This is a genomic window from Desulfosarcina sp., assembly GCF_055467485.1.
Map to the genome: position 1 here is coordinate 1 of NZ_JBUOIV010000073.1, position 20,520 is coordinate 20,520.

18 protein-coding genes are annotated in these 20,520 nt (G+C 55.7%); 7 read left to right on the top strand and 11 right to left on the bottom strand.

The features are described from left to right. Nucleotides 1–603: 603 nt before the first annotated feature. The 4 genes from ACZCED_RS22105 to ACZCED_RS22120 all read right to left on the bottom strand — a co-directional run bounded on the left by ACZCED_RS22105 (nt 604) and on the right by ACZCED_RS22120 (nt 5,145). Nucleotides 604–1,791: a class-III pyridoxal-phosphate-dependent aminotransferase gene (locus ACZCED_RS22105; RefSeq protein ID WP_464861739.1), complete on the bottom strand. Its 1,188-nt coding sequence runs from the start codon at nt 1,789–1,791 to the stop codon at nt 604–606. Nucleotides 1,792–1,861: 70 nt separating this feature from the next. Continuing rightward, nucleotides 1,862–3,448, bottom strand: a complete 1,587-nt coding sequence (locus tag ACZCED_RS22110) for a GMC oxidoreductase (protein WP_464861740.1) — start codon at nt 3,446–3,448, stop codon at nt 1,862–1,864. 231 nt (nt 3,449–3,679) lie between these two features. Continuing rightward, nucleotides 3,680–4,705, bottom strand: a complete 1,026-nt coding sequence (locus ACZCED_RS22115; RefSeq protein WP_464861741.1) for a glutaminase — start codon at nt 4,703–4,705, stop codon at nt 3,680–3,682. Between the two features lie 242 nt (nt 4,706–4,947). After that, complete coding sequence (locus ACZCED_RS22120) at nt 4,948–5,145, bottom strand: hypothetical protein (protein ID WP_464861742.1); 198 nt, start codon at nt 5,143–5,145, stop codon at nt 4,948–4,950. Nucleotides 5,146–6,006: 861 nt separating this feature from the next. Between ACZCED_RS22120 and ACZCED_RS22125 the strand changes: the two genes are divergently transcribed. The 3 genes from ACZCED_RS22125 (at nt 6,007) to ACZCED_RS22135 (ending at nt 9,410) form a co-directional block, all read left to right on the top strand. Next, nucleotides 6,007–6,459, top strand: coding sequence for a tetratricopeptide repeat protein (locus tag ACZCED_RS22125; protein ID WP_464861743.1), 453 nt, complete (start codon nt 6,007–6,009; stop codon nt 6,457–6,459). Nucleotides 6,460–7,086: 627 nt separating this feature from the next. Then, on the top strand, nt 7,087–8,304 hold the full coding sequence (locus ACZCED_RS22130; protein WP_464861744.1) for an endonuclease/exonuclease/phosphatase family protein: 1,218 nt from the start codon (nt 7,087–7,089) through the stop codon (nt 8,302–8,304). A gap of 248 nt (nt 8,305–8,552) precedes the next feature. Beyond that, entirely contained in the window at nt 8,553–9,410 is an 858-nt protein-coding gene (locus ACZCED_RS22135; RefSeq protein WP_462970812.1) for a ribonuclease H-like domain-containing protein, read from the top strand. 65 nt (nt 9,411–9,475) lie between these two features. Here the strand turns inward: ACZCED_RS22135 and ACZCED_RS22140 are convergent, their stop codons facing one another. Further along, a complete protein-coding gene (locus ACZCED_RS22140; RefSeq protein WP_462970813.1) occupies nt 9,476–10,567 on the bottom strand; it encodes an alkene reductase in 1,092 nt (363 codons plus the stop codon). Between the two features lie 71 nt (nt 10,568–10,638). Further along, the gene (locus tag ACZCED_RS22145; RefSeq protein WP_462970814.1) at nt 10,639–11,226 is read right to left on the bottom strand and encodes a TetR/AcrR family transcriptional regulator; all 588 of its coding nucleotides are present in this window, start codon (nt 11,224–11,226) and stop codon (nt 10,639–10,641) included. A 323-nt stretch (nt 11,227–11,549) separates the two neighbouring features. On the opposite strand from ACZCED_RS22145, the gene ACZCED_RS22150 reads away from it, so the two are divergent. Beyond that, nucleotides 11,550–11,780: a hypothetical protein gene (locus tag ACZCED_RS22150; protein WP_462970815.1), complete on the top strand. Its 231-nt coding sequence runs from the start codon at nt 11,550–11,552 to the stop codon at nt 11,778–11,780. A gap of 9 nt (nt 11,781–11,789) precedes the next feature. Here the strand turns inward: ACZCED_RS22150 and ACZCED_RS22155 are convergent, their stop codons facing one another. Further along, nucleotides 11,790–12,338 (bottom strand): NUDIX hydrolase, encoded by a 549-nt coding sequence (locus ACZCED_RS22155; RefSeq protein WP_464861745.1) that lies wholly within the window; start codon nt 12,336–12,338, stop codon nt 11,790–11,792. A 4-nt stretch (nt 12,339–12,342) separates the two neighbouring features. Beyond that, on the bottom strand, nt 12,343–13,026 hold the full coding sequence (gene surE, locus ACZCED_RS22160; protein WP_464861746.1) for a 5'/3'-nucleotidase SurE: 684 nt from the start codon (nt 13,024–13,026) through the stop codon (nt 12,343–12,345). 226 nt (nt 13,027–13,252) lie between these two features. Here surE and ACZCED_RS22165 point away from each other — a divergent pair, with 226 nt between their 5' ends. Further along, a complete protein-coding gene (locus tag ACZCED_RS22165; protein WP_464861747.1) occupies nt 13,253–15,976 on the top strand; it encodes a PAS domain S-box protein in 2,724 nt (907 codons plus the stop codon). 113 nt (nt 15,977–16,089) lie between these two features. Here the strand turns inward: ACZCED_RS22165 and ACZCED_RS22170 are convergent, their stop codons facing one another. Further along, nucleotides 16,090–17,595 (bottom strand): hypothetical protein, encoded by a 1,506-nt coding sequence (locus ACZCED_RS22170; protein WP_462970819.1) that lies wholly within the window; start codon nt 17,593–17,595, stop codon nt 16,090–16,092. A gap of 119 nt (nt 17,596–17,714) precedes the next feature. Between ACZCED_RS22170 and ACZCED_RS22175 the strand changes: the two genes are divergently transcribed. Further along, complete coding sequence (locus ACZCED_RS22175; RefSeq protein WP_464861748.1) at nt 17,715–18,293, top strand: HDIG domain-containing metalloprotein; 579 nt, start codon at nt 17,715–17,717, stop codon at nt 18,291–18,293. Between the two features lies 1 nt (nt 18,294). Next, nucleotides 18,295–18,498 (top strand): DUF6485 family protein, encoded by a 204-nt coding sequence (locus ACZCED_RS22180; RefSeq protein ID WP_462970821.1) that lies wholly within the window; start codon nt 18,295–18,297, stop codon nt 18,496–18,498. A gap of 245 nt (nt 18,499–18,743) precedes the next feature. Here ACZCED_RS22180 and hgcB read toward each other — a convergent pair whose 3' ends face one another. Together hgcB and hgcA are read right to left on the bottom strand one after the other, a co-directional pair. Then, complete coding sequence (hgcB, locus tag ACZCED_RS22185; RefSeq protein WP_462970822.1) at nt 18,744–19,037, bottom strand: mercury methylation ferredoxin HgcB; 294 nt, start codon at nt 19,035–19,037, stop codon at nt 18,744–18,746. 107 nt (nt 19,038–19,144) lie between these two features. Next, nucleotides 19,145–20,356: a mercury methylation corrinoid protein HgcA gene (gene hgcA, locus ACZCED_RS22190; protein ID WP_464861749.1), complete on the bottom strand. Its 1,212-nt coding sequence runs from the start codon at nt 20,354–20,356 to the stop codon at nt 19,145–19,147. Nucleotides 20,357–20,520 lie beyond the last annotated feature (164 nt).

Genomic DNA, 20,520 nt, shown 5'->3' on the forward strand with positions numbered 1-20,520 from the left:
CTACAGCTATTGTTTCGCCGTACCATCAATACATTCTTTGATCTGCTGCAATTGGTCTCTTAGATGTCTCAAGCAATCGATCATGAGTTCGCCGAGTGTAATTGAAGTGTCTTCGTCCACAACCCCCTATGTGGTCAACGCATCGTTTGTTTACGGTCAGGATGAATCGCGATAGGTGATGGTTGCACAATCGCCAGAGGGATAGCAGGCCATCCCGAGGGGCTTCCTGATAACTCTGGATAGACACCCAAGCTTTATTGTCTTGGGAATAATCCAGGAAAACTAAACTGGCAGATACCTGGAAACGGACGATGCGTTGGAGATTATTGGCTGCCGAGTCAATGAGATGTCCAACAATCTCCTTCACCGATCAAGCGGAATGATCTATCCTCACTGGTATGGTCCGTATAGGCATGTTCCTTAATTGTTCGCAAGCTTCATCAACAGCCATTTCGATATCTGCGGCGAGTCTATTCCAAATGGAGTTGTCGTTTACAACCATATTTTCTCCGGGTCGGAAATATGAATGGCTAACCATTGTTTTTTCCGCCACATATTCGAATCATGAATAAATATTGCCAACTTCCCACCAGGCTGCGGAAGTCACCAAACTTTGCCCTTGAGCACCGCTTCGAACGTCTCTAAAAAGCTGTCGATATCCGCTTTCTCGATTGTCAGGCTGGGATCAAGCCTCAAGACGTTTAGGCCCGGCCGTTGGGCCAGAATATAACCGTCGCCCGCCAACGCTTGTTGTACGGCGGTCGTGAAGGAAGCCTGCGCATCATCGACCAGTTCAAGTGCCACCATCAAGCCCCGCGCCCGTATCGCATCAATCTGCGGGGATCGAGCTTTGATGCTTTCGAGTCCATCGATAAGCGTGGTGGCCATCTCCCGGCCTCGTTCGACCAAGTTCTCTTCTTGGATGGTTCGGATCACCTCGAGGGCAATGGCTGCACCCAGTGGGTCGTTCTGATGGGACTGGGCGTATTTGACCACTCTGCCGCCGAGTTGCTCGACGACACGCGGCGAAAAAGCGCACACGCTTACCGGATACCCATTGCCGATGCCCTTGCCCATGGCCACGATGTCGGGCGCAAGATCGTAGTGCTGGTAACCGAACCACTTTCCGGTGCGCCCGATACCCGTGGTCACCTCGTTGACAATGACCAGGCCACCGCTGGCTTTTATGGCTGCAGCAATGGTTTGGATCAGGTTTTCGGGCGGAAAGCGCACCAGACCCGACGAACTGCCGGGTTCGAAAAGGAACCCGCCGATCTGATCGAAAGGTATCGAGGCCCATTGTTCACATCGCCGGCTGCAGCCATCCGGATGCGGGCAGCGGTTGCAGTCCTTCCAATCGAAACTGAACCATTCCCCCTCACGCTTGATGCTGGCGGCCCCATATGCGCCAAAATAGGAATCCGCCATGGTCATCAACATCGGCCGGGTATTGATGGACTGAACCGCGCGAACACCGTATTCGACAGCCTCGCTGCCCGAGCAGAGAAACACGCACTTGCCCCCGTCAAACCCATGCAACGCCAGGACTGCCTGCGCGGCTTCATCGACGATGGCAGTGGTGTATGAAAAACCGGTGTGTGCGATCCGGGCCGCCTGATCGTTTAGCACGCGCAGGATCCGCGGGTGGCCGTGCCCGATGGCCGTGCACCACACCCCGGACTCCAAATCCAGGTACCGGTTGCCGTGGTCATCGTAGAGATAACAATTATAGGCATGCACGATATTCCTTAAGCGCCGCTCATGGCCTATATACCAGAACAGATGGTCCATGTATGTGTACCTCCACCGCCTATTCGCCATCGCACCACACAGGAGTAACCAATCCTGATCATTTAGATTTTTACAAATCCATCTTGGGCGGCATTTGGGACAGGATATATTCGGACAATGCCGTGATGGTCAGGCTCGGATTGACCCCCAAATTGGCCGGTACAACCGAACCATCGGCAACGAACAAATTCGGATAACCAAAGACTTCTCCATTAAAACCGACAACCCCTTTTTCAGGCGACGCGCCCATGCAACACCCCCCAAGAATGTGGGCCGTGCTGGGCGCATTGAAGGCGACTTCAGGCAGGCCGCTCAATGGTATGCCATTCATTTTACGAGCCAACCGTCGGGTAACTTCGTTGGCGATCGGAATATACGCCGGGGCGCGTTGCATTCCCAAAGGTACACGTGAGTTCATGCTGTGCCCACCCAGCCGCCACCAGCGGGATTGGTAATCGAGCTTAAGGTGGTTTTCATCCGTCTGCATCACCAACACGACAGTCGTCGTCGATGCCTTTCCCAGCGGCCACAACAGTTTTAAAAACGTAATCGGATGTTTGGCAATGTTTCCAAAAAATCTTAATGGACGGGGGATTTTTCCACCGCCATCGGTCATCAGGGTAAAAAGATTGAGCAGGACGTCGGACCCTTTATTGTATCGAACCATTTCGATATGCGTCGTGTCGTCCGCATAGATCCCGGAAGTGATGGCGATTTGATCGTTCCAATCGACGTCCCTGTCTCTTGATGCCACTCCGAGCAGGGCTTCGGAGTTAGTACGGACATAATTACCTAACTGGTTCGACAGCTTTGGAAGAAGACCCTTTTGCCTGCATTTCATCAATAGCTTGACGGAACCCAGTACACCGCCGCTGAACATGACCCCTTTGGCCCGATAGGTTTTCTCAGGATGAGTCAGTCCGGTCGATCGTCTGGTGAAGACCTCGTAACCACCATTGCAGGGTCGGACACCGGTCACTTCGGTTTCAGGAATAATTTGAGCCCCCAAACCTTCTGCCAGGTACAGATAATTTTTATCCAGGGTGTTCTTCGCCCCAACTGGACAGCCGACCATGCAGGACCCGCAAAATTTACAACCGGCTCGGTCCGGTCCCCTGCCCCCGAAGTATGGGTCGGGAACCGTTTGCTCCGGCGTGCCGAAGAAAACCCCCACATCATTTTTGTGAAAAGTATCCTCACCTCGCAATTCAATCCCGACTTCCCTGAGGCATTTGTCGGCAATACCGATCTGGGGGCTGGGATTGGCGCCGAGCATCTTTCGGGCGCTTTCATAATGCGGCATCATTTGGGCCTTGCAATCGGCCATACCCCATTCCGGTCGCTCAAACACCTCGTCAGGCGGAACGAGCAACTGGTTGGCATATACGAGGCTGCCGCCGCCGACTCCCCCGCCATGAAAAATGAGTACATGTTTGAACTGCGTCAGCATCTGATAGCCATAGCACCCGAGTTGCGGCAACCACATATATTTTCTGAAATTCCAATTGGTCTCGGGAAAATCTTCCTGGTTCCATCGCTTGCCTTTTTCCAATACGGCGACCCGGTATCCTTTTTCCGCAAGGCGCAGCGCCGATACACTTCCACCAAACCCTGAACCGATGACAATGAAATCATAATCAAACGCTTGCTTATTCAAAATAGCATTTCCCCCTTCGTCCGCCGGTCAACACTGCAGCCCCTGTCAACGTTTATCATCTACGATGGGTTCTTCAACAGTATCTATCAAACCGTATGGCACTGGACTTCAAACCATTTGTTGAAAAGCTTCAAGTCTCTTTATTGACCCACCCGATTGCAGGGTCTTTGTATTAAAAAGACGGCTGCCCGATTAATCATATTTTTCTACTTGGGAAAAACGCCGATGCCATTAAAAGATCGATGACTGGGTTCTGGTCGTTAAAAATTCAAGGATTCTCATTCCTTTATAGGAGTTTCCTTTGGGATTCAACTTTGGACCCCAGACGGCGATGCTGAACTTGCCAGGGTGGATCGCCAGGATACCGCCGCCGACGCCGCTTTTTCCGGGCAGTCCGACCTTGAAGGAAAACTCGCCGGCCTCATCGTAAAACCCGCAAAGTTGCATGATTGCATTGATGCGCTTCGATTTGCTGGCATCGACGACCCTTACGTGGGTCAGCGGGTGGGTACCGTTGGCGGCGAGAAACAAGAATTGCTGGGCCAGTTCCTTGCAGGTCATTTCAATGGAGCACAGGTTGAAATAAAAGTCCAGAACGACCTCGATATCGTTTCTGATATTGCCAAATGACTTCATCAAATTGATCAGGGCGGCGTTCTTGAAACCGGTCATCTTTTCCGACTCGGCAACCCGCGGACAATAATCGATGTTCTGATTTCCGGAAACCGTTCGCGCGAACTCGATAAACGCCTGCTTGGGATTTTTCAGGCGGCTGACAAGCACATCACAAATGACCAGGGCCCCGGCATTGATCAACGGGTTGCGGGGGATGCCTTTTTCATATTCCAATTGAACCAGTGAGTTGAAAGGGGTCCCCGACGGTTCGACGCCTACCCGGTCCCACAGGTTGTCCGCCTCCAGTTCGAAGGCCAATGACAGGGACAACACCTTTGAGATGCTTTGAATGGAAAATTTATCGTTGGAATCACCCAGACAATAGTTCTGATTGTCTACGGTGGTGAGGTGGATGCCGAATTTACCCGGATCGACATTGCGCAATTCCGGAATATACGAGGCGATGGTGCCGATGTCATCCATTTCCCGCAGTTCTACAGCCATCTCAGAAAACAGTTTCTGATAGTCGACAACCGGTTCTGATATCATATTGACCACCATTTTTTGGGTATGGCCCTGGAACTTCTCACCATCGGCCTGTCTATAGCGCAGGGAAAGGATGAATGCCGATCTGCGCGCCATCACAATTGGATTTTCCTGTTCATATATGATGGGTTAAGTTGAACGCTTCGTCAACCGGCAGATTCCGAATCCGGATGGATTCCAATGAGCGTTAATGATCAGGCCGGATGATCCGGACTATTAAACCGGAGGAAAAAGGCTCAACGATGCTCGGCAGCAATGGAATGGAAGAGGAAAAGGCAGAACGATCACTCGTCCTGCCCTTTTGGTTGTTCGACGATAACTGTTTTCGGAGCCTAAAGTTACTTCTTGGATTTACTGCGGCTGACACCGGCAAGTCCGAACAGACCCATTCCTATCAAAAGCAGACTGGTGGAGTCCTTGATGGGAACGGCGCCTTCACCTGCAAACGAAGAAGTAAATTGAGTCAGTGCGGAACCATTCATCGTAAAAAAGAGAAGAAAGGCCGACAATGCGATTATGTATATGTATTTTTTCAAAGCTTACCCCTGTCTTTCTAATTGCATAAGTATTTTTTTGAATCTGTCTAAGAAGTTTGCACGTTGCGGGCCAAAATTCAGACTGCGCGACAAAGGTAATTTTTTATAAACAATACAGAAGGATATAATTTTGAGGAAGATTTCCTTGTTTTCTTGATTGGGAAAAATAATTCACACAACGGGTTACGCAATAAAGAAAAGATGGAATTAATGTAATAGTCTGACCGCCGTTTCATGACTCTGCGGTCCTTCAGGACAACCCATAGGCATTACGCGGCATCACCCCATTGCCATGGCCAAGGTGATTTCTCATCATCAGGGGTGAACTCACCGCCTTGCCGATGCTTATGATTGCTCCGCTTAAGGAAGCGTCCATCAACTGGTGGCCGGATAATTGCCAGGATGCCCCTTCGATTTATAGTGTCCGTCCACAATTGAGGGATTTTGGCCGAGATCAAGGCATACGAAAAATTTTACTGCAGGCATATGGTTTATATTCCGAGCATAATAATGTTGCGCATAACGTAGGGTCGGCCCACACAACCATTTGTGGATAGACACTTTCTAACAGGCTTTTCGGGCGGCCGCTCCACCGGCACCATGCACCTGAATGGGGACAAAACAGGCGGTTCCACGGGTGGCGAGCGACCTTCCGGCTTTGACCTGGGGCAATCATGCTTACTTTTACGCGAAAACCGGTTTGCCGTTCGTTGGACGACAAACCCGTATTGCTTCAATCTTCAGTTCTCACACATTCGCCTTTCATCACGAATGAGAGTTATGGGGGTCAATATGCAGACAAAAGCCATATCAGCGGTTAACCCACTGTTTATTATTTCTTTAATGACGATAACGGTAGTTGTGGCTGCGTTGCTGTTGGTTAACGCGTCAGCCATGGCCGCCGGGAGTTCCTCCAGCTCGGTATCAAAAACCGACGCCTCATACGACAAACGCCAGAAGGCCAATGTCCATTTCGAAAAGGGTGAGTCGTATCAGCAGCAGGGTCAATACGAAAAGGCGGCCCGCCAGTATGAAAAAGCCGTCGAGGCCGATGACGGTTATGCGCAGGCGTACAGCAATTTAGGATATTGTTACCGCAAGCAGGGACAGTTCGACCGGGCGATACGCACGTATAAAAAGGCGATCGACTTGAAACCGGATCTGGCCGAGGCCCATGAATACATCGGGGAGGCCTATGCCGAAATGTCCCGGTTCGACCTGGCCGAAAAGCATCTGCAGGTCCTTAAAGACCTGGGCTCTGACGAAGCGGCTGAGTTGGAGGCATTCATTCAAAAGCAGAAAGCCAAGTCCTGACAGGCGGATCAGCCGAACAGGCGTCCCGGGAAGGGCCAGGGTCCCCTGTTCGGCCTAAACATTGAAATTGAAATCGAGAATCCCATGGGGGGCAGGAGGCGACAACCCCAGATCTTTCCCTTCTACGCCTGCATTCCGACCTGCCTGCAATGCATCGGCGCTTTGCTGGCCAGAGCCAGGCGGCAAATAGCCACATGGGATTCCGTTTACAACTCCCCTATGCTCAAGTGGCTTGTACAAGACGTTCAATAACACCTGATCCGGTGCCTTGAAAAGGGCTCCTGAATCCAGGGAGATTCTCTCCGTCTTGATACCCGAAGAAAAGCCGGATTCCATGTCTTGTTAAAGATCAACGCATTACAAGAGACACCTGACCGCTCCTGCTTCCTTGTTCGGTTGGGTGTTTATCTCACCACTCCGGTATAGTGACCTTTGACATTGCATTTTTTTATCATGTCATGCTAACAGGTTAACTATCCAGTTGTTCACCAATTAATTTTCTCCACTCCCTATCGATGCAAGCAGGCTCTTACTCGTTTGATATTCAGTATTTTACCAGCCGGTTATAATTTCCCGGCAGCGTTCATTATTTTTATTAATACCAGCTAAATGAGGAGAGGAGCAGCCATGAAAATGACTTTATTCAGAAAGTTCAGACAGGTACTGGTGTGGATGGTGGTTGCCGGGCTATTTTTTCCTTTGCCTGCTGCAATTGCCAAAAAGGGCGGCCATCGTCAAACTCAAGTAAAAGCCATGACCCGCAACCTCTATCTGGGGGCTGATATCTTCAAGGTTGTCGAAGCTGCACAAGAAGATCCCGAATCAGTTCCTTTGGCAGTTGCAGAAGTTTTTCAAACCATGCAGGCCACCAACTTTCATGACCGCGCCGAGGCCATTGCCGACGAGGTCCTCAAGACGAAACCCCACGTAATCGGAATACAGGAGGCTTCAACCTATTACACTCAGACGCCGAGTGATTTTCTGCCGGATAATCCGGTAAAGGCCGACACTCTGTTCATCGATTTTTATTCGGTTCTGGATGCCGCCTTGAAAGCCCGGGGACTTTATTATGATGCGTATGCCGTAACCAATGCCGACATTGAATTGCCCATGTTCGATCCAGGATCACCAACATACCTATCCGATGTCAGGCTGGTTGACCATGATATGATTCTGGTTAAAAAACCACTGCGATCGTGGTGGGTTGCGGATGGAAATTATGCACATCAGCTTGAATTGGACATCGGGCCCACAACTGCCGAATTTTCACGCGGGTATTTGGTAGTTGATGTGAAAATAAAGGGAAAAGAATTTCGTTTTGTAAACACGCACCTCGAGGTAAGCGGTGCCCCGGGATCGGCATTCAGATATTTTCAAGACAAACAGATGCAGGAGCTGTTGGGTACAATCAGCGATCTTTCCCTGGACGGTCCCAAACAAGTCATCATGGTGGGTGACTTCAACAGTTCTCCCGAGGATGAATCGGGTTTTTGGGTTCATCCGATTTATGGTCCGCTACCTTACGCGCCTCCATATGCCACGGCAACGGATGCAGGATATTTAGATGCATGGCTGCAGCAGAAAAGATTCGATGAAGGCTACACCAGCGGATTTGATGAATGGGTGAGTGATCCCGATGCCGAACTGACCACGAGGATAGATCATATCTTTCTGGGGCCAGGCGGTTACCATATCGAAAAGGTTAAAGCTATCGTGGTCGGTGATGAGGTGAAAGACATGACACCCAATGGTTTATGGCCTTCCGATCATGCGGGGGTGGTTGCCAAAATAAAATTTTCACAAATAAAGAATAGCTGCCCCGTAAAAGGAAAACCGTCAAAGTAGCGCTTTCAAAGCCCCTGTGTTCCATTCCGCTGCAGGGGCTTTGCCTTTTTTACTGCCTGGGCGGCTGTCGCCCCCTATGTGTTTTTTCAACTGCGAACCCAACAGGCAAATGCTTAATTGGCGGCAGTCCCTGATAAGTTTGCCATTTGAATGCGCCATCGGTCGTACACATAAGACAGCCTTACCATGGATGGCAATCGCGCCGATAGCCATTTCAATTGCGGGTTAAATCAGATAAGAACCTTTGCATGCTTCGACAGACGTTTTTACATATCCCGGGCATCGGACCGAGAACCGAACAGGGTTTCTGGGCCGCGGGCGTGGATGACTGGAACGCCTTTTTCGACGATGCCGCCTTGAAACTGTCGGCTTCCAAACGGGCGGCCATTGCCGACGTGCTGACCGAATCCAGGCGCCAGCTGGATCGCCGCAATCCGGGTTATTTTGCCCGGCGTATTCCCGCCGGCCAGCAATGGCGGCTCTTCAGCGAATTCCGCGGCCAGACCGCCTATCTGGACATCGAAACCACGGGGCTGGAGGCAGACTGCACCATCTCCACCATCGCCGTGTACGACGGATCGACGATGGTCACCTACGTGAATGGGCAAAACCTGGACGATTTCATCGACGACATCGGCCGCTACAAGCTTCTGGTGACCTACAACGGCAAGTGCTTCGACGTCCCCGTGATCGAACGTTTTTTTGGGATGACGCTGAATCATGCGCACATCGACCTGCGCTACGTCCTTGCCGGATTGGGTCTCAAGGGGGGGCTCAAACGCTGCGAGGCACAGCTGGGCGTGGGCCGCGGCGATCTCGAGGACATTGACGGGTTGTTCGCGGTGGTGCTGTGGAAGGCCTATCTGCGCAACCGTGACGAACAGGCCTTAGAGACCCTGCTCGCCTACAACCTGCAGGACGCCATCAATCTGGAGTCGCTGATGGTCACCGCCTTCAACCTGAAGGTTCGCCAGACCCCCTTCTATCGTCGGTGCCGTCTGGCCGTGCCACCGGCGCCCCATAATCCGATTCCCGCCCACCGGCGCACCATTGCGCGCTACCGCAATGAAGTGGCATTCATCCGATCCCTGCAGCCGCAGTGGTAGATGACCAACGCCGAACCTGAGGCCCGGCGTTGGTGTATCGCTATCGAGGAAAGCCGTTGGCTTGGCTATCCGTCCATAAATGGGTAGTCGTTGTATCCCTTTTCATCACCGCCATAAAAGGTGTCCTGATCCGGTTCGTTGAGCGGGGCATTGTGGCGATAACGCGCCACCAGGTCCGGATTGGCCAGGTAGGGGACCCCGAAGGCCACCAGATCGGCCGCGTTCTCGGCGATGGCCTTTTCGCCGGTTTCCTTGCCGTATCCGCCGTTGATCATAAAGGTGCCCCGGTAAATCTTGCGCAACGCGGGAGCCACCGGCGGGAACTCCTCCTGGCTTTTAAACGAGGGGTGGCCGGGAAGCGGCTCGATCACATGCAGGTAGGCCAGGGGAATGTCGTTCAGCGCCGCCGCCAGTTGGCTGTAAAGGGCCAACGGATCCGAATCGTGCATGCCGTTGAAGACCCCCCGGGGCGAGATGCGAAACCCAACCCGATCCGGACCCCACACCTCGACCACGGCAGCCACCACCTCGAGGGCGAAGCGCATCCGGTTGGGAATGCCGCCGCCATATGCGTCTGTTCGCCGGTTGGATCCGTCCTTGAGGAACTGCTCGATGAGGTAGCCGTTGGCGCCGTGGACCTCGACGCCGTCGAATCCGGCGCTTTTGGCCCGCCTGGCCGCGCGGGCGAACTGATCCACGAGGGTGGGGATCTCTTCAGTGGCCAGCGCCCGGGGCATGGTGGGCGGTTCGAAGCCGTTGGGCGTGAATACCATGGTTTCCGCCTTGACGGCCGATGGCGCGATGGGATCTTCCCCGTCCGGTTGAAGCAGGGTGTGTGACACCCGGCCGGTATGCCACAGCTGGCTGAAAATACGGCCGCCTTTTTCGTGAACCGCATCGGTGACCGTCTGCCATCCCCGGGCCTGCGCATCGGTGTAGAGTCCCGGGGTGAACATGTACCCGTTGGCCTTTTCCGAGACCTGGGTGGCTTCGGTGATCAGCAGCCCGGCGGTGGCGCGCTGGGCATAATGGGTGACCGCCATGGGTTTGGGCACCCCGTTTTCATCGTTCCGGTTGCGCGTCATGGGAGCCATGACCACGCGGTTGGGCAGGTTCAGCGCGCCAAGGGTGTATGGAGAAAACAGTGTATCCGTCATGTGATAATCCTTTCAATTGGTTAATCTTCTTGCCGGCCTTTTAATGACCGGTCGTCTCAAAATGGCTCAAATTACTGCAGCAGTGCTGCCAGCATAGCTAAAAAGGCATCCAAAGGCCGAATGTTCCGGCTGGATTTCATTCGCAGGATCGCCCCTTCCCAGCTGTTGAAAATCGCTTCTGCCAGACGGTCAGGGTCCACTTTTCGATCGACCTCTCCCGCATCCTGGGCGCTGCGGATGCAGCGGGCGAGCGGCACGGTGTAGTTACGAAACAGATATTCCGCCTTTTCGGCGATGGCGGCGTTGGTATCGGCCAGTTCCTGGCACAGGTTGCCCACGAAACAGCCGGTGGTGTAGTTGCGTGATGCCTCATAAACGGCCGCCATGCCCGCGTAACTGTCGATGATTCGCTGCCGGGGAGATGGGGAATCGGCCGTCAGCGCAGTTTCGAATCCTGCGATGGAGTCACGGCTGGTGGACTCCATAGCCGCCAGGGCGAAATCTTCCTTACTCTTGAAATAGTTATAGAAAGAGCCCTTGGGCACCCCGGCGGCATCCACGATCTCCTGGATGCCGGTGCCGTGATATCCCTTTCGCAGCATCAATTGCGCACCGGCGTCGAGAATGGCCGCACGCTTATCGCCTTTGGTCGTGTTCATAAAGACATGATATGACCGGTCGTCTTGTTGTCAAGCCTGCCTGCCGAGCGGTTCGACGGTTTACCGTCGGTCGGTGTTGCCGGGACCGGTCTTGATTCATGCGTGGCTGCCCTTATCTTAATTGGGTAGGGACCGTGCCTGTCATCCGTTCCCCCATCGATCCGGGTGGATCGTGCTGACCTGCGTACCGATCATTCTCTTCCCCGTTGCCTGCGTTGATTGTCTTCCCGGAAACTGACACCCCCCACCCCGTTTACCGACAGCATCCGACGGGTTTGCATGGGTTACGGGGCCGGGGCTGAATTATGAATTGGAGGTAAATCATGGTAACCCGATCTGAACTCTGTGAAAAAATTTCCAACATATATCCGGAGCTGGGCGAATGCGACCACAATATGGCTGTGGGCTGGGATGAACAAAACCAGGCTTGGGCCGTGGATTTCAAGCTCAAGGGACAACCGGTCCGGCATTATCTTGAAGATGCGGATGCCGCCGCCTGCCTGATCGGCAGGCAATGCGTGGGCGTGGGCATCGAGTTCGGCCAGTTCCTGTAATGGCGAATTCTAATTTCCGATCGAACCCCGCGTTTCGATCTTGTCGGTGCGGAAGGCAAAGCGGCCCGAGATCCGGTCTTCGAGATAAAAGCGCAACGTTTTCTCGATCACTTTGAAGGCGATGTCATCCCAGGGGATGTCGACTTCCTCGAACAGCTTCACCGCTGAGCTTTCGCGGGTGGGGTGGAAGTCCGGTGCCAGGAGGCGCGAGCGGAACATCAGGTAAATCTGGTGAATGTGAATGATATCGACCATCAGGTAGGGGGTCAGCTGCACCACCCGAGCGCCCGTCTCCTCGAAGGTCTCCCGCCGGGCCCCGGCGGCTGCGGTTTCACCGTTTTCCAGGAAACCGGCAGGCAGGGTCCAGTACCCTCTGCGAGGTTCGATATCCCTGCGGCACATCAGGATGCGCCCCTCCCAGACGGGAATGCAGCCCACCACGAGCTTGGGGTTCTGGTAATGGATCGTACCGCAGGAAGGGCAGACGTGGCGCGGCCGGTCATCATCGGCAGGCACCGTGAGCGTCACCGGCCGGCCGCAATGGGAACAGAATTTCATCCGGTCAAATCTCCATCCGAGTAACGGATATCATCCCGCCAAAGCAGACGTCCACATCGCTGCCGACCGATCGGGGGCGGTCGTGAATGATCCCCTGGTAACGATAAACACCCGCATCCTCGATGTACCGATAGCGATGGGGGTGTTTGTCCAACGGGCACAACCGGGTGGTGAGCGTCGATTCGGCGGCGATCGGGCTGGGCAGATTGATGTTCCAGAATTGCCCCGCTTCCAGCTCTTTTTTTAAAATGGCCGCAAGGATCCGGGCAACCTGCACCTGTGCAGCCGTCCAGTCGACAGTCCAGTCCGGCGCGATGTATTGGGACACGGCCACGGCACGGACACCCAGAATGGCGGCTTCCCGGGCGGCGGCAACCGTGCCCGACTGATAGATATCGCTGCCCAGATTGGCCCCCGGATTGATGCCGGCGATGACCCAGTCGGCGTCGGGCACCAGCTGCTTGACGGCCAGGCGGGTGCAGTCGGCCGGTGTGGCATGAACCACGTAAGCGTGACTGTCCGAACGATCCACGCGGATCGGTTCTCTCATGGTCACCCGGTGGCCCACGTTGGACTGGGGGGTCGCCGGCGCGACGATCCACACCTCTCCCAGCGCCTTGACCGATTCGACCAGCGCAGCCAGTCCAGGCTGGTCGTGACCGTCATCGTTGGTGACAACAATTTTCAATGGGGGCTCCGCTAAAGAACTGAATGGGCGAAAACAACGTCAGGATCATATCAGCCCCCAGGCAGAATGCAACCCCAGCGGTTCACCGTCAGACATACCGGCGCTATTTTGGTGGAACGCCTTTTGCGAACCTGTACGCCCCGCAAAAAAAAGCTAACAAGAGTGACCGAATGGTCGATACTGTCTGTTAAATGCGTGTTCAATCTGATGAAGGGCCCCTGTTACCATGAACGTCGTTTCCCTGCTTTCGCTGCTGATGATCGGTGCCGGTGCGATAGTGATGGCTGTCTGTATCCGGCGAATTGGCCCCGAGACCCGCAGGCTCAAACAGGTTTCTGAAAAAGAATACGAAAAGATAAAAACCTTTGCGACGTTCCACATTGCCCTCATGGTCTTCTTTCTGATCGGCTACGTGGCCGTGGGACTGTCCATTCTCCTCGATATCCGTCTCACCAGCGATCTTTTCGTGGGCGCCATCTTCTTATTCGGTTCGATTTTTGTCCTGCTGGGCATGTTGCTTCAGTCTAAGATGACGGCATCATTAAAGCATCGATACGACGAGGCCATCCGCGCCAACCAGGCGCTGGAGGCGGAACGGAAAAAGCTGTCCCGGCTCAACGAACGACTGTCCGATGAAATCAGCGAGCGCACGCAGGCGGAAAAAGCCCTTTCCGCTGCCAAAGGATTTCTCCAGAACGTCATCGATTCACTTCCCCAACAGCTCATGGTCATCAACCGGGACTACAGCATTGCCCTGGCCAATCGCCCCGCCCTTGAAATCAACGGCTTGAATCGCCTGCCCGGATCCATCCACTGCCATCAGTTGCCCCACGGCAAGGATGCCCCCTGTTCGGGCGATGAACACCCTTGCCCGCTGTCAGAAATCCTCCGCACCAGAAAACCGGTTACCATGGAACACATTCACCAGGACGCCAGGGGAAACCCGATGATAGTGGAGGTCGTGGCCACCCCGCTTTTCGATGATGCGGGCGAGATCTGCCAGATAGTGGAATCCTGCCACGATATTACCCAGCGAAGACGGGCCGAGGAGCAAATCCGGGAAAGCGAGCAGAAATACCGGACCATTTTGGAAAGTATCGAGGAAGGCTACTTCGAAACCCGCCTCGACGGTACCTTTTCCTTCGTCAACACCGCCATGTGCCGCATCATGGGTTATGATGAAGACCGGCTTATCGGCATGAACAACCGGGAATACACCACACCGGAAACGGCCCGATCGATGGTCCGACGGTTCAACACCATATTCAGGACCGGTGAGCCCTGCCCCATCACCACCTATGAAATTATCACCGGCACAGGCGAAACCGGGCTCCTGGAAGTAACGGCCGCCCTGATCCGGGGCAGAGATGGAAAAGCGCTGGGCTTTCGGGGGGTGGCCAGGGATGTAACCGATCTGGCCGCGGCAAAAAAAGCGCTCAAGGAGAGTGAGGAGCGTTATCGAAGGCTGTCCGAAGTCACGATGGAAGGCATCTGCTTTAACGACAACCACGTCATCATCGATGTGAACAGCGCCTTCGCCCGCATGTTCGGATATCGGCAAGAGGAACTCATCGGGGTTGATGCGGCAAAGGAATTGATTGCCCCGGAGTTCTGGGAAAAGGTCGCCCAAATAGTCCGGGCCGATTCCCACGAATCGTACGAAGCCATCGGTGTCAGGAAGGACGGGACCCGTTTTCCCGTGGAGATCGAAGGCAGAGGGGTGCAATACAAGGGAAAAGCAGTTCAGGTGGCCAGCGTCAGGGACATTACCGAACGCAAACAAACTGAACAACGCATGACCATGATACAGAAGATGGAGGCCATCGGCACGCTGGCCGGCGGCATAGCCCACGACTTCAACAACATCCTTTCCGCCATCATGGGCTATACGGAGATATGCCTCATGGAGGCCTCGCCCGTCGGGAAGATGTCTTCCCGGTTGGGCAACATCCTGCAGGCCAGCCACCGCGCGAGGGAACTGGTGGCCCAGATCCTGAGTTTCAGCCGCAACGAGACAGAAGAGGCCCGGCCGCTGCTTATCGGGTTGATTATCAAGGAGACTCTCAAACTGTTGCGTCCGTCGATTCCCACGACTATCGACATCGTTACCGACATCGATCCTGACGTCGGGCATGTCAACGCCGATGCCACCCAGATCCATCAAGTCCTGATGAACCTGTGTACCAACGCGGCACATGCCATGCGTACCGACGGGGGAACCCTGACCATCAGCCTGGCCGGCTTTTATATTCAACAGGGATTCCGGAGCAGCCTGGCAGAGGTGGCACCCGGGGCCTATGTCCGCCTGACGGTCTCAGATACCGGGCACGGCATGGATGCCAAAACCCTCGAGAGGGTATTCGAACCCTATTTTACGACCAAGGAGATCGGTGAAGGCACCGGCCTGGGGCTTTCTGTGGTCCACGGCATCGTCGGGCGTTTCAACGGCTGGATGGACGTGGCCAGCAAACCGGGCCGAGGAACCACCTTCTCCATCTTCTTCCCGGAAATCGATGCGGAAGCGGATTCCCCCCCTGGAACACGCCGGGTTTATCCCACCGGGACAGAAACCATCCTGCTGGTCGATGATGATGCCCATATTGTCGATATGACCAGCGAAATGCTGGGCAGCCTGGGATACCGGGTCATTCCGGCCGCCGGGGGGATGGAGGCCCTGCGTATGTTCGAGGAAGTCCCGGGCAGCTTCGAGCTGGTGGTATCGGACCAGACCATGCCCGGGATAACCGGAGAGAAGCTGACTGTGCGCCTGCGGGAAATCAGGTCGGATATCCCCGTGATCATCTGCACCGGCTACAGTGAAATCATGAATGCTCAAAAAGCCAGGGAATCGGGAATCGACGGCTTTCTCATGAAACCGGTCGAGATGGCCGAACTGGCCAAAATGGTGCGCCATGTCCTCGACAATGCCACGGCATCATCTTCAGGGTAGGGGTGCCACGGGATCGATGGGACCCGAAACATGGAAAGCCCAATGGCGCCCGACCCGGTCGACGCGGAATAACCGATGGCCGGATGCCGATCGGGTCGTCATCCAGGCAGTGATCAGTCCGGGCAGGGGCTTTCGGCCAGGCGTTCCCAGCGTTTCAACAATGCGTCGGGAGTGAGTTTTCCCAGGCCATTATGATCGAAAAAAGAGAAGATCTCCATGCCGTTTCCCTGGCGCCACAGCCGCTTGAGCACCGCTCCGGTGTCGCTGCGCAGGCACCAGCCATCGCCCGAGCGACGCCGGAAATAGCCCGCCAGCACCGCCTCGCCCATCCAGCCCAGCAGGTAGTCCGCACAGTAGAACTCGGGTACCAGGTCGAACAGGTGGCTTTCGGGCTGGTGGTAGAATCCAGTGACCCGGGCCATGGTGTCGGCATAGGGTCGGCCGTCGGACAGGTCGCCGCCGGCAAACATCTCATATTCGCTGATGAACTTGGCCGCGTACCGGCGAAAGACGGCAAGGTCCTTCAGGTCCTTGTAGTAGACGATTGTGGCAACGGTTTCCCCGGGCAGCCCCATCACCGACTCCAGAACCGGCGGCGAAAGAGCCATGCGCTGCAAAAGGAACGCGTAGACCTCGGAGAGGTTGAAAGCCGTGGCCAGCTCGCGCTCCACCGCCGGCAGGGAGGGATCGGTGCTCACGGCCGACAACCCGTGCCCCAGCTCGTGCCAGAGGGTTTCCACATCGATCCACCCACCTTCGGGCCGCATGAGAATGTGGATCTCCTGGGGAATCCTGACCATGACGGAGATGGCCTGGGCGCTTTTGCCTGCCGCCGGGCGGATGTCCAGGAAAAGGCCGGGGTGACGGGCCGGATCGAATCCCCAGCGGCTGAAAAAACTCAGGGTGCCTTCGGGGTTGGCCACCGGGCATAACCGGTCCCATTGGCCGAGGCTGAGCAGGTAGATGGCGTCGAACCGGGACAGGTCTTTCAGCGGGCGGTTGAAGCGCCGCTGGCTCCAGTCCTCCATGGCGGCAAAATAAAAATCGTCCGTATGCTCGACCAGCGCTTTCATCCCCCGGTACAACCCGGCGTAATCGAGCCCCTTTTTCCGGCCGCAATAGTCTATGTAGCCGTCAAATCCCAGCTCATCGGTCAGGGTTTCCAGCAGGATGTTCCAGTAGTTGACGGCAAAGGGCTTGAGCAGCTTGCAAAGCGGTCCGGTCTCCTGCTGCAGGCGCTGGCGCTTGAGCAGGGTGCTGGACTTCTGGCACCAGGGGATGACTTCGGTGAAATAGATCTTTTCGCCGTCGACATGGGCTGCCGCGCCGCGGCTCCAGGCCTGCATTTCCGTTTCGTGGGGCATCAGCTTGCGCTGGAGGTAGTGATCGATCAACCCATGCCGGATGCGCGCCCGGGCCGGATCATCCCGGGTGCCCGCCACCCCGGCAATGGTTTCCGGCGTCAGGACCGCTTCGAACCCCTCGTATACCTGCTCCGGCGAGCCGTCGGCGGAAAGGCCCTGCCACAGGGACAGCGCCCGCCTGGCCCAGCGGACGTTGAGCGTGTGAATGGCCGATGTCAGCCGGTGCAGTTCGTCTGTGGATCGCTTTGGGTTCATCAATTCTCCATCCAAGGGGCTTGTTGACAGGACGGGCATATGTTAAATCAGTTCCTTATCGAACATTATAGGACATGCCGCTTTTTCGGACAACGCGTATCTATTCCAGGGAGACGACCATGAACCAGCCGACACCCACCAGGGATGACGCCCTGACCCTGCTCAAAACCTACAACCAAAGCGAAAGCCTCATCAAGCATGCCCTTGCCGTGGAGGGCGTTATGCGCTTCATGGCCAGGAAATATGGTGAGGACGAGGAGGTCTGGGGCGTCGTGGGCCTGATCCACGACCTGGATTACGAGCAGTTCCCCGACCAGCATTGCAAGAAGACCGAAGCCATTCTCAGGGAAAACAACTGGCCCGAGGAGCTGATCCGCGCCGTGGTTAGCCACGGCTGGGGTATATGCAGCGATGTGGAGCCGACGACCGACATGGAAAAAGTCCTTTTTGCCATCGATGAACTGACCGGCCTGGTGGCGACCTCAGCATTGGTACGACCCACCAAGAGTGTCATGGACATGAAGGCCAAGTCGGTAAAAAAGAAGTGGAAGGATAAACGCTTTGCCGCCGGTGTGGACCGGTCTATCATTCAAAAGGGGGCCGACATGCTGGGCGTGGAGCTGGGCGACCTGATCACCGACACCATCATGGGCATGCGCGAGGTTTCCGATGCCATCGGCCTGAAGGGAGACGCCTAACATGGAATGCAACCAGGACCGCAACCGTGAACGCTGCAACTGCTCATACGAGCCCTGTCCGCGAAAGGGGGCCTGCTGCGAGTGCCTTAAATACCACGTCAGCATGCGCCAGCTGCCGGCCTGCGTCTTCCCCGACGATGCCGAACGCACCTTCGATCGCAGCTATGAGCATTTTGCTATGCTGGTCAAAGAAAACCGGGTGTAACCACAGCGGCCTTTAACATCGAACGCCGAATCGGGCATGCTGGCGTTTTTCCGTCCTTTCGAACGAATGTTACCATTTTTCGTTTTACCTGTTAATCCACTGCACGCCTGATCACAAATGGTAGATTTTGGTTCAGGCCAAGGCCGCAGCGATGTTGAACCCACAGGCGTAGCAGCGCTACGTCGAGGAGTTCAACGGAGTGAGAACGCCGGCCTGGGCCGAAAGATGCCGTTTGTTGAAAGACACTAGCAGCATCCGCCTTCACCGCCGCAGCTGGCATTCTCCTTGCCGTGAATCCAACCGGAGATGATGTAGGCCGCACAGCCCACCCCCGGCGTGACCCGGATGGCGGCCGTGGGGCAGTTGAGCGCACAGGCGCCGCACTCCATGCATCCGTCCTTGTCCACCAGCCGCACCTTTTTTCCGTTCATGGCGAACACCCCGTGGGGGCAGACGATCTCGCAGGATCCGCAGCCCACACAGAGGTCCGCTTCGTATTCAAGGGTGGTCACTCCGGGCAGGTATCTGAATTTTTCCATGGTTTTCTCCTTGGTAAACCACAATAACGCCGAGACGTCACTTTATACTCGACAGAACGGGAACGCGAACGCCGGCATGGGCGAAAGATGCCGTTCGTGGACCGTCACTATCCTCCCATGAATCCGGCACCGACCCAGATAATCACAGCAGCCAGGGCGCCGGCCGCCTGGGCCGGGATGGCCCGGCGCATCTCCTTTTCCACGCCGGTGGGCGAGGTAAAGGGCGTCGATCCGGTAAAATTCATGGCCAGATACGAGCTGATGGCCATAATGAAAAGCGTCAGGGCCACCATTTCGGACAAGGCCAGCCGGCCGGAAAAGGTGGCCGACAGCAGGGCACCGGCGGCGGCGCCGATCACGGCTCCTTTGATGGCAAAAGCTCGGCCGGGCAGCCAGGAAAGCAGGATCGGCACCAGGATGGTGCCGGTTATCACTGCCAGCAGATACGCCAGCACGGCGGACAGGCCCCTCGACACGGCGGCAGAGACTGAAAAAAAACCCTGGCCCAACCCGGACAGCAGAAACAGCGCCGGTATCACGTAGAGGGAGGGCTTGCCCATGTGATTGAGTTCCACCGGGATCAATTCCACCCGCTCCCGAAGCGTGAAGGTGACTTTGCGCATGATCGGGGTGGCCTGCATGCCCCCGTCCAGAAATGCCTTGATGTGCCTGGCGTGCACCGGCCCCCAGACCACCTCGAACCCGCACAGGCGCTTCACCTGGCGGGCGGATATGCCGGTGGCTGAAAGCTGGGGCAGAATCAGGCGCCGGTGGCTGACGACTTTTTCCAGGGCCACGGATTTGACCCGTTCGGCCACCTCACCGGTCGAAAAGGTCCCCTTGCCGGCTGCGCACCAGACGTTGATGCTTTTCGTGTCCAGCACCAGAATCCAGGCATCGATGCCGGTGAGCGAACTGCGCAGGCTGTCAAAGGTGAGCTTGTAGTTGGCCGTCACCATCACCGGCGACCCGTCGTCGGGCGAACCGACGCCGTAGAGGCCGGGAGCGACACGGTAGCTGTCCCGGCCGATGCCCAGCCGGGCGAGAACGGTTCCAATGCGATCATCACGGTCCAACCAGCTGAGCACCCGCGGGACCTCGCCCGCCGGTGTCTGCATAAAATCCGCTACGAACCCCCACAGTCGATAGCCGGGTTTTTCATAGGGGCTGCCCGGTTCCGGCGCCTGGCTGTCGCAGCAGGGTTCCGCATCCTGGCCAAACATCGGAAAATCGGATTTCAGGCCTGTGGAAGGCGTCTCCCGGCAGCTGCATTTCGATGGGGTGACAGGATCTTTTTCTTCCGGGCAACATGATGTCATCGTTAACCTCGCGCGGCAAAATGCCGATTGTCCGCAGGCGGTCAGATCGAACCGGCGGTTTTCTTGAAGCGGTCCAGCATCTCCCTGTCCAGGCAGTAGCAGGTGCACGGCCCCTCGACCTCCCCCCTGACGAGTCCGGCGGCCTTGAGCACTTTCAAATGCTG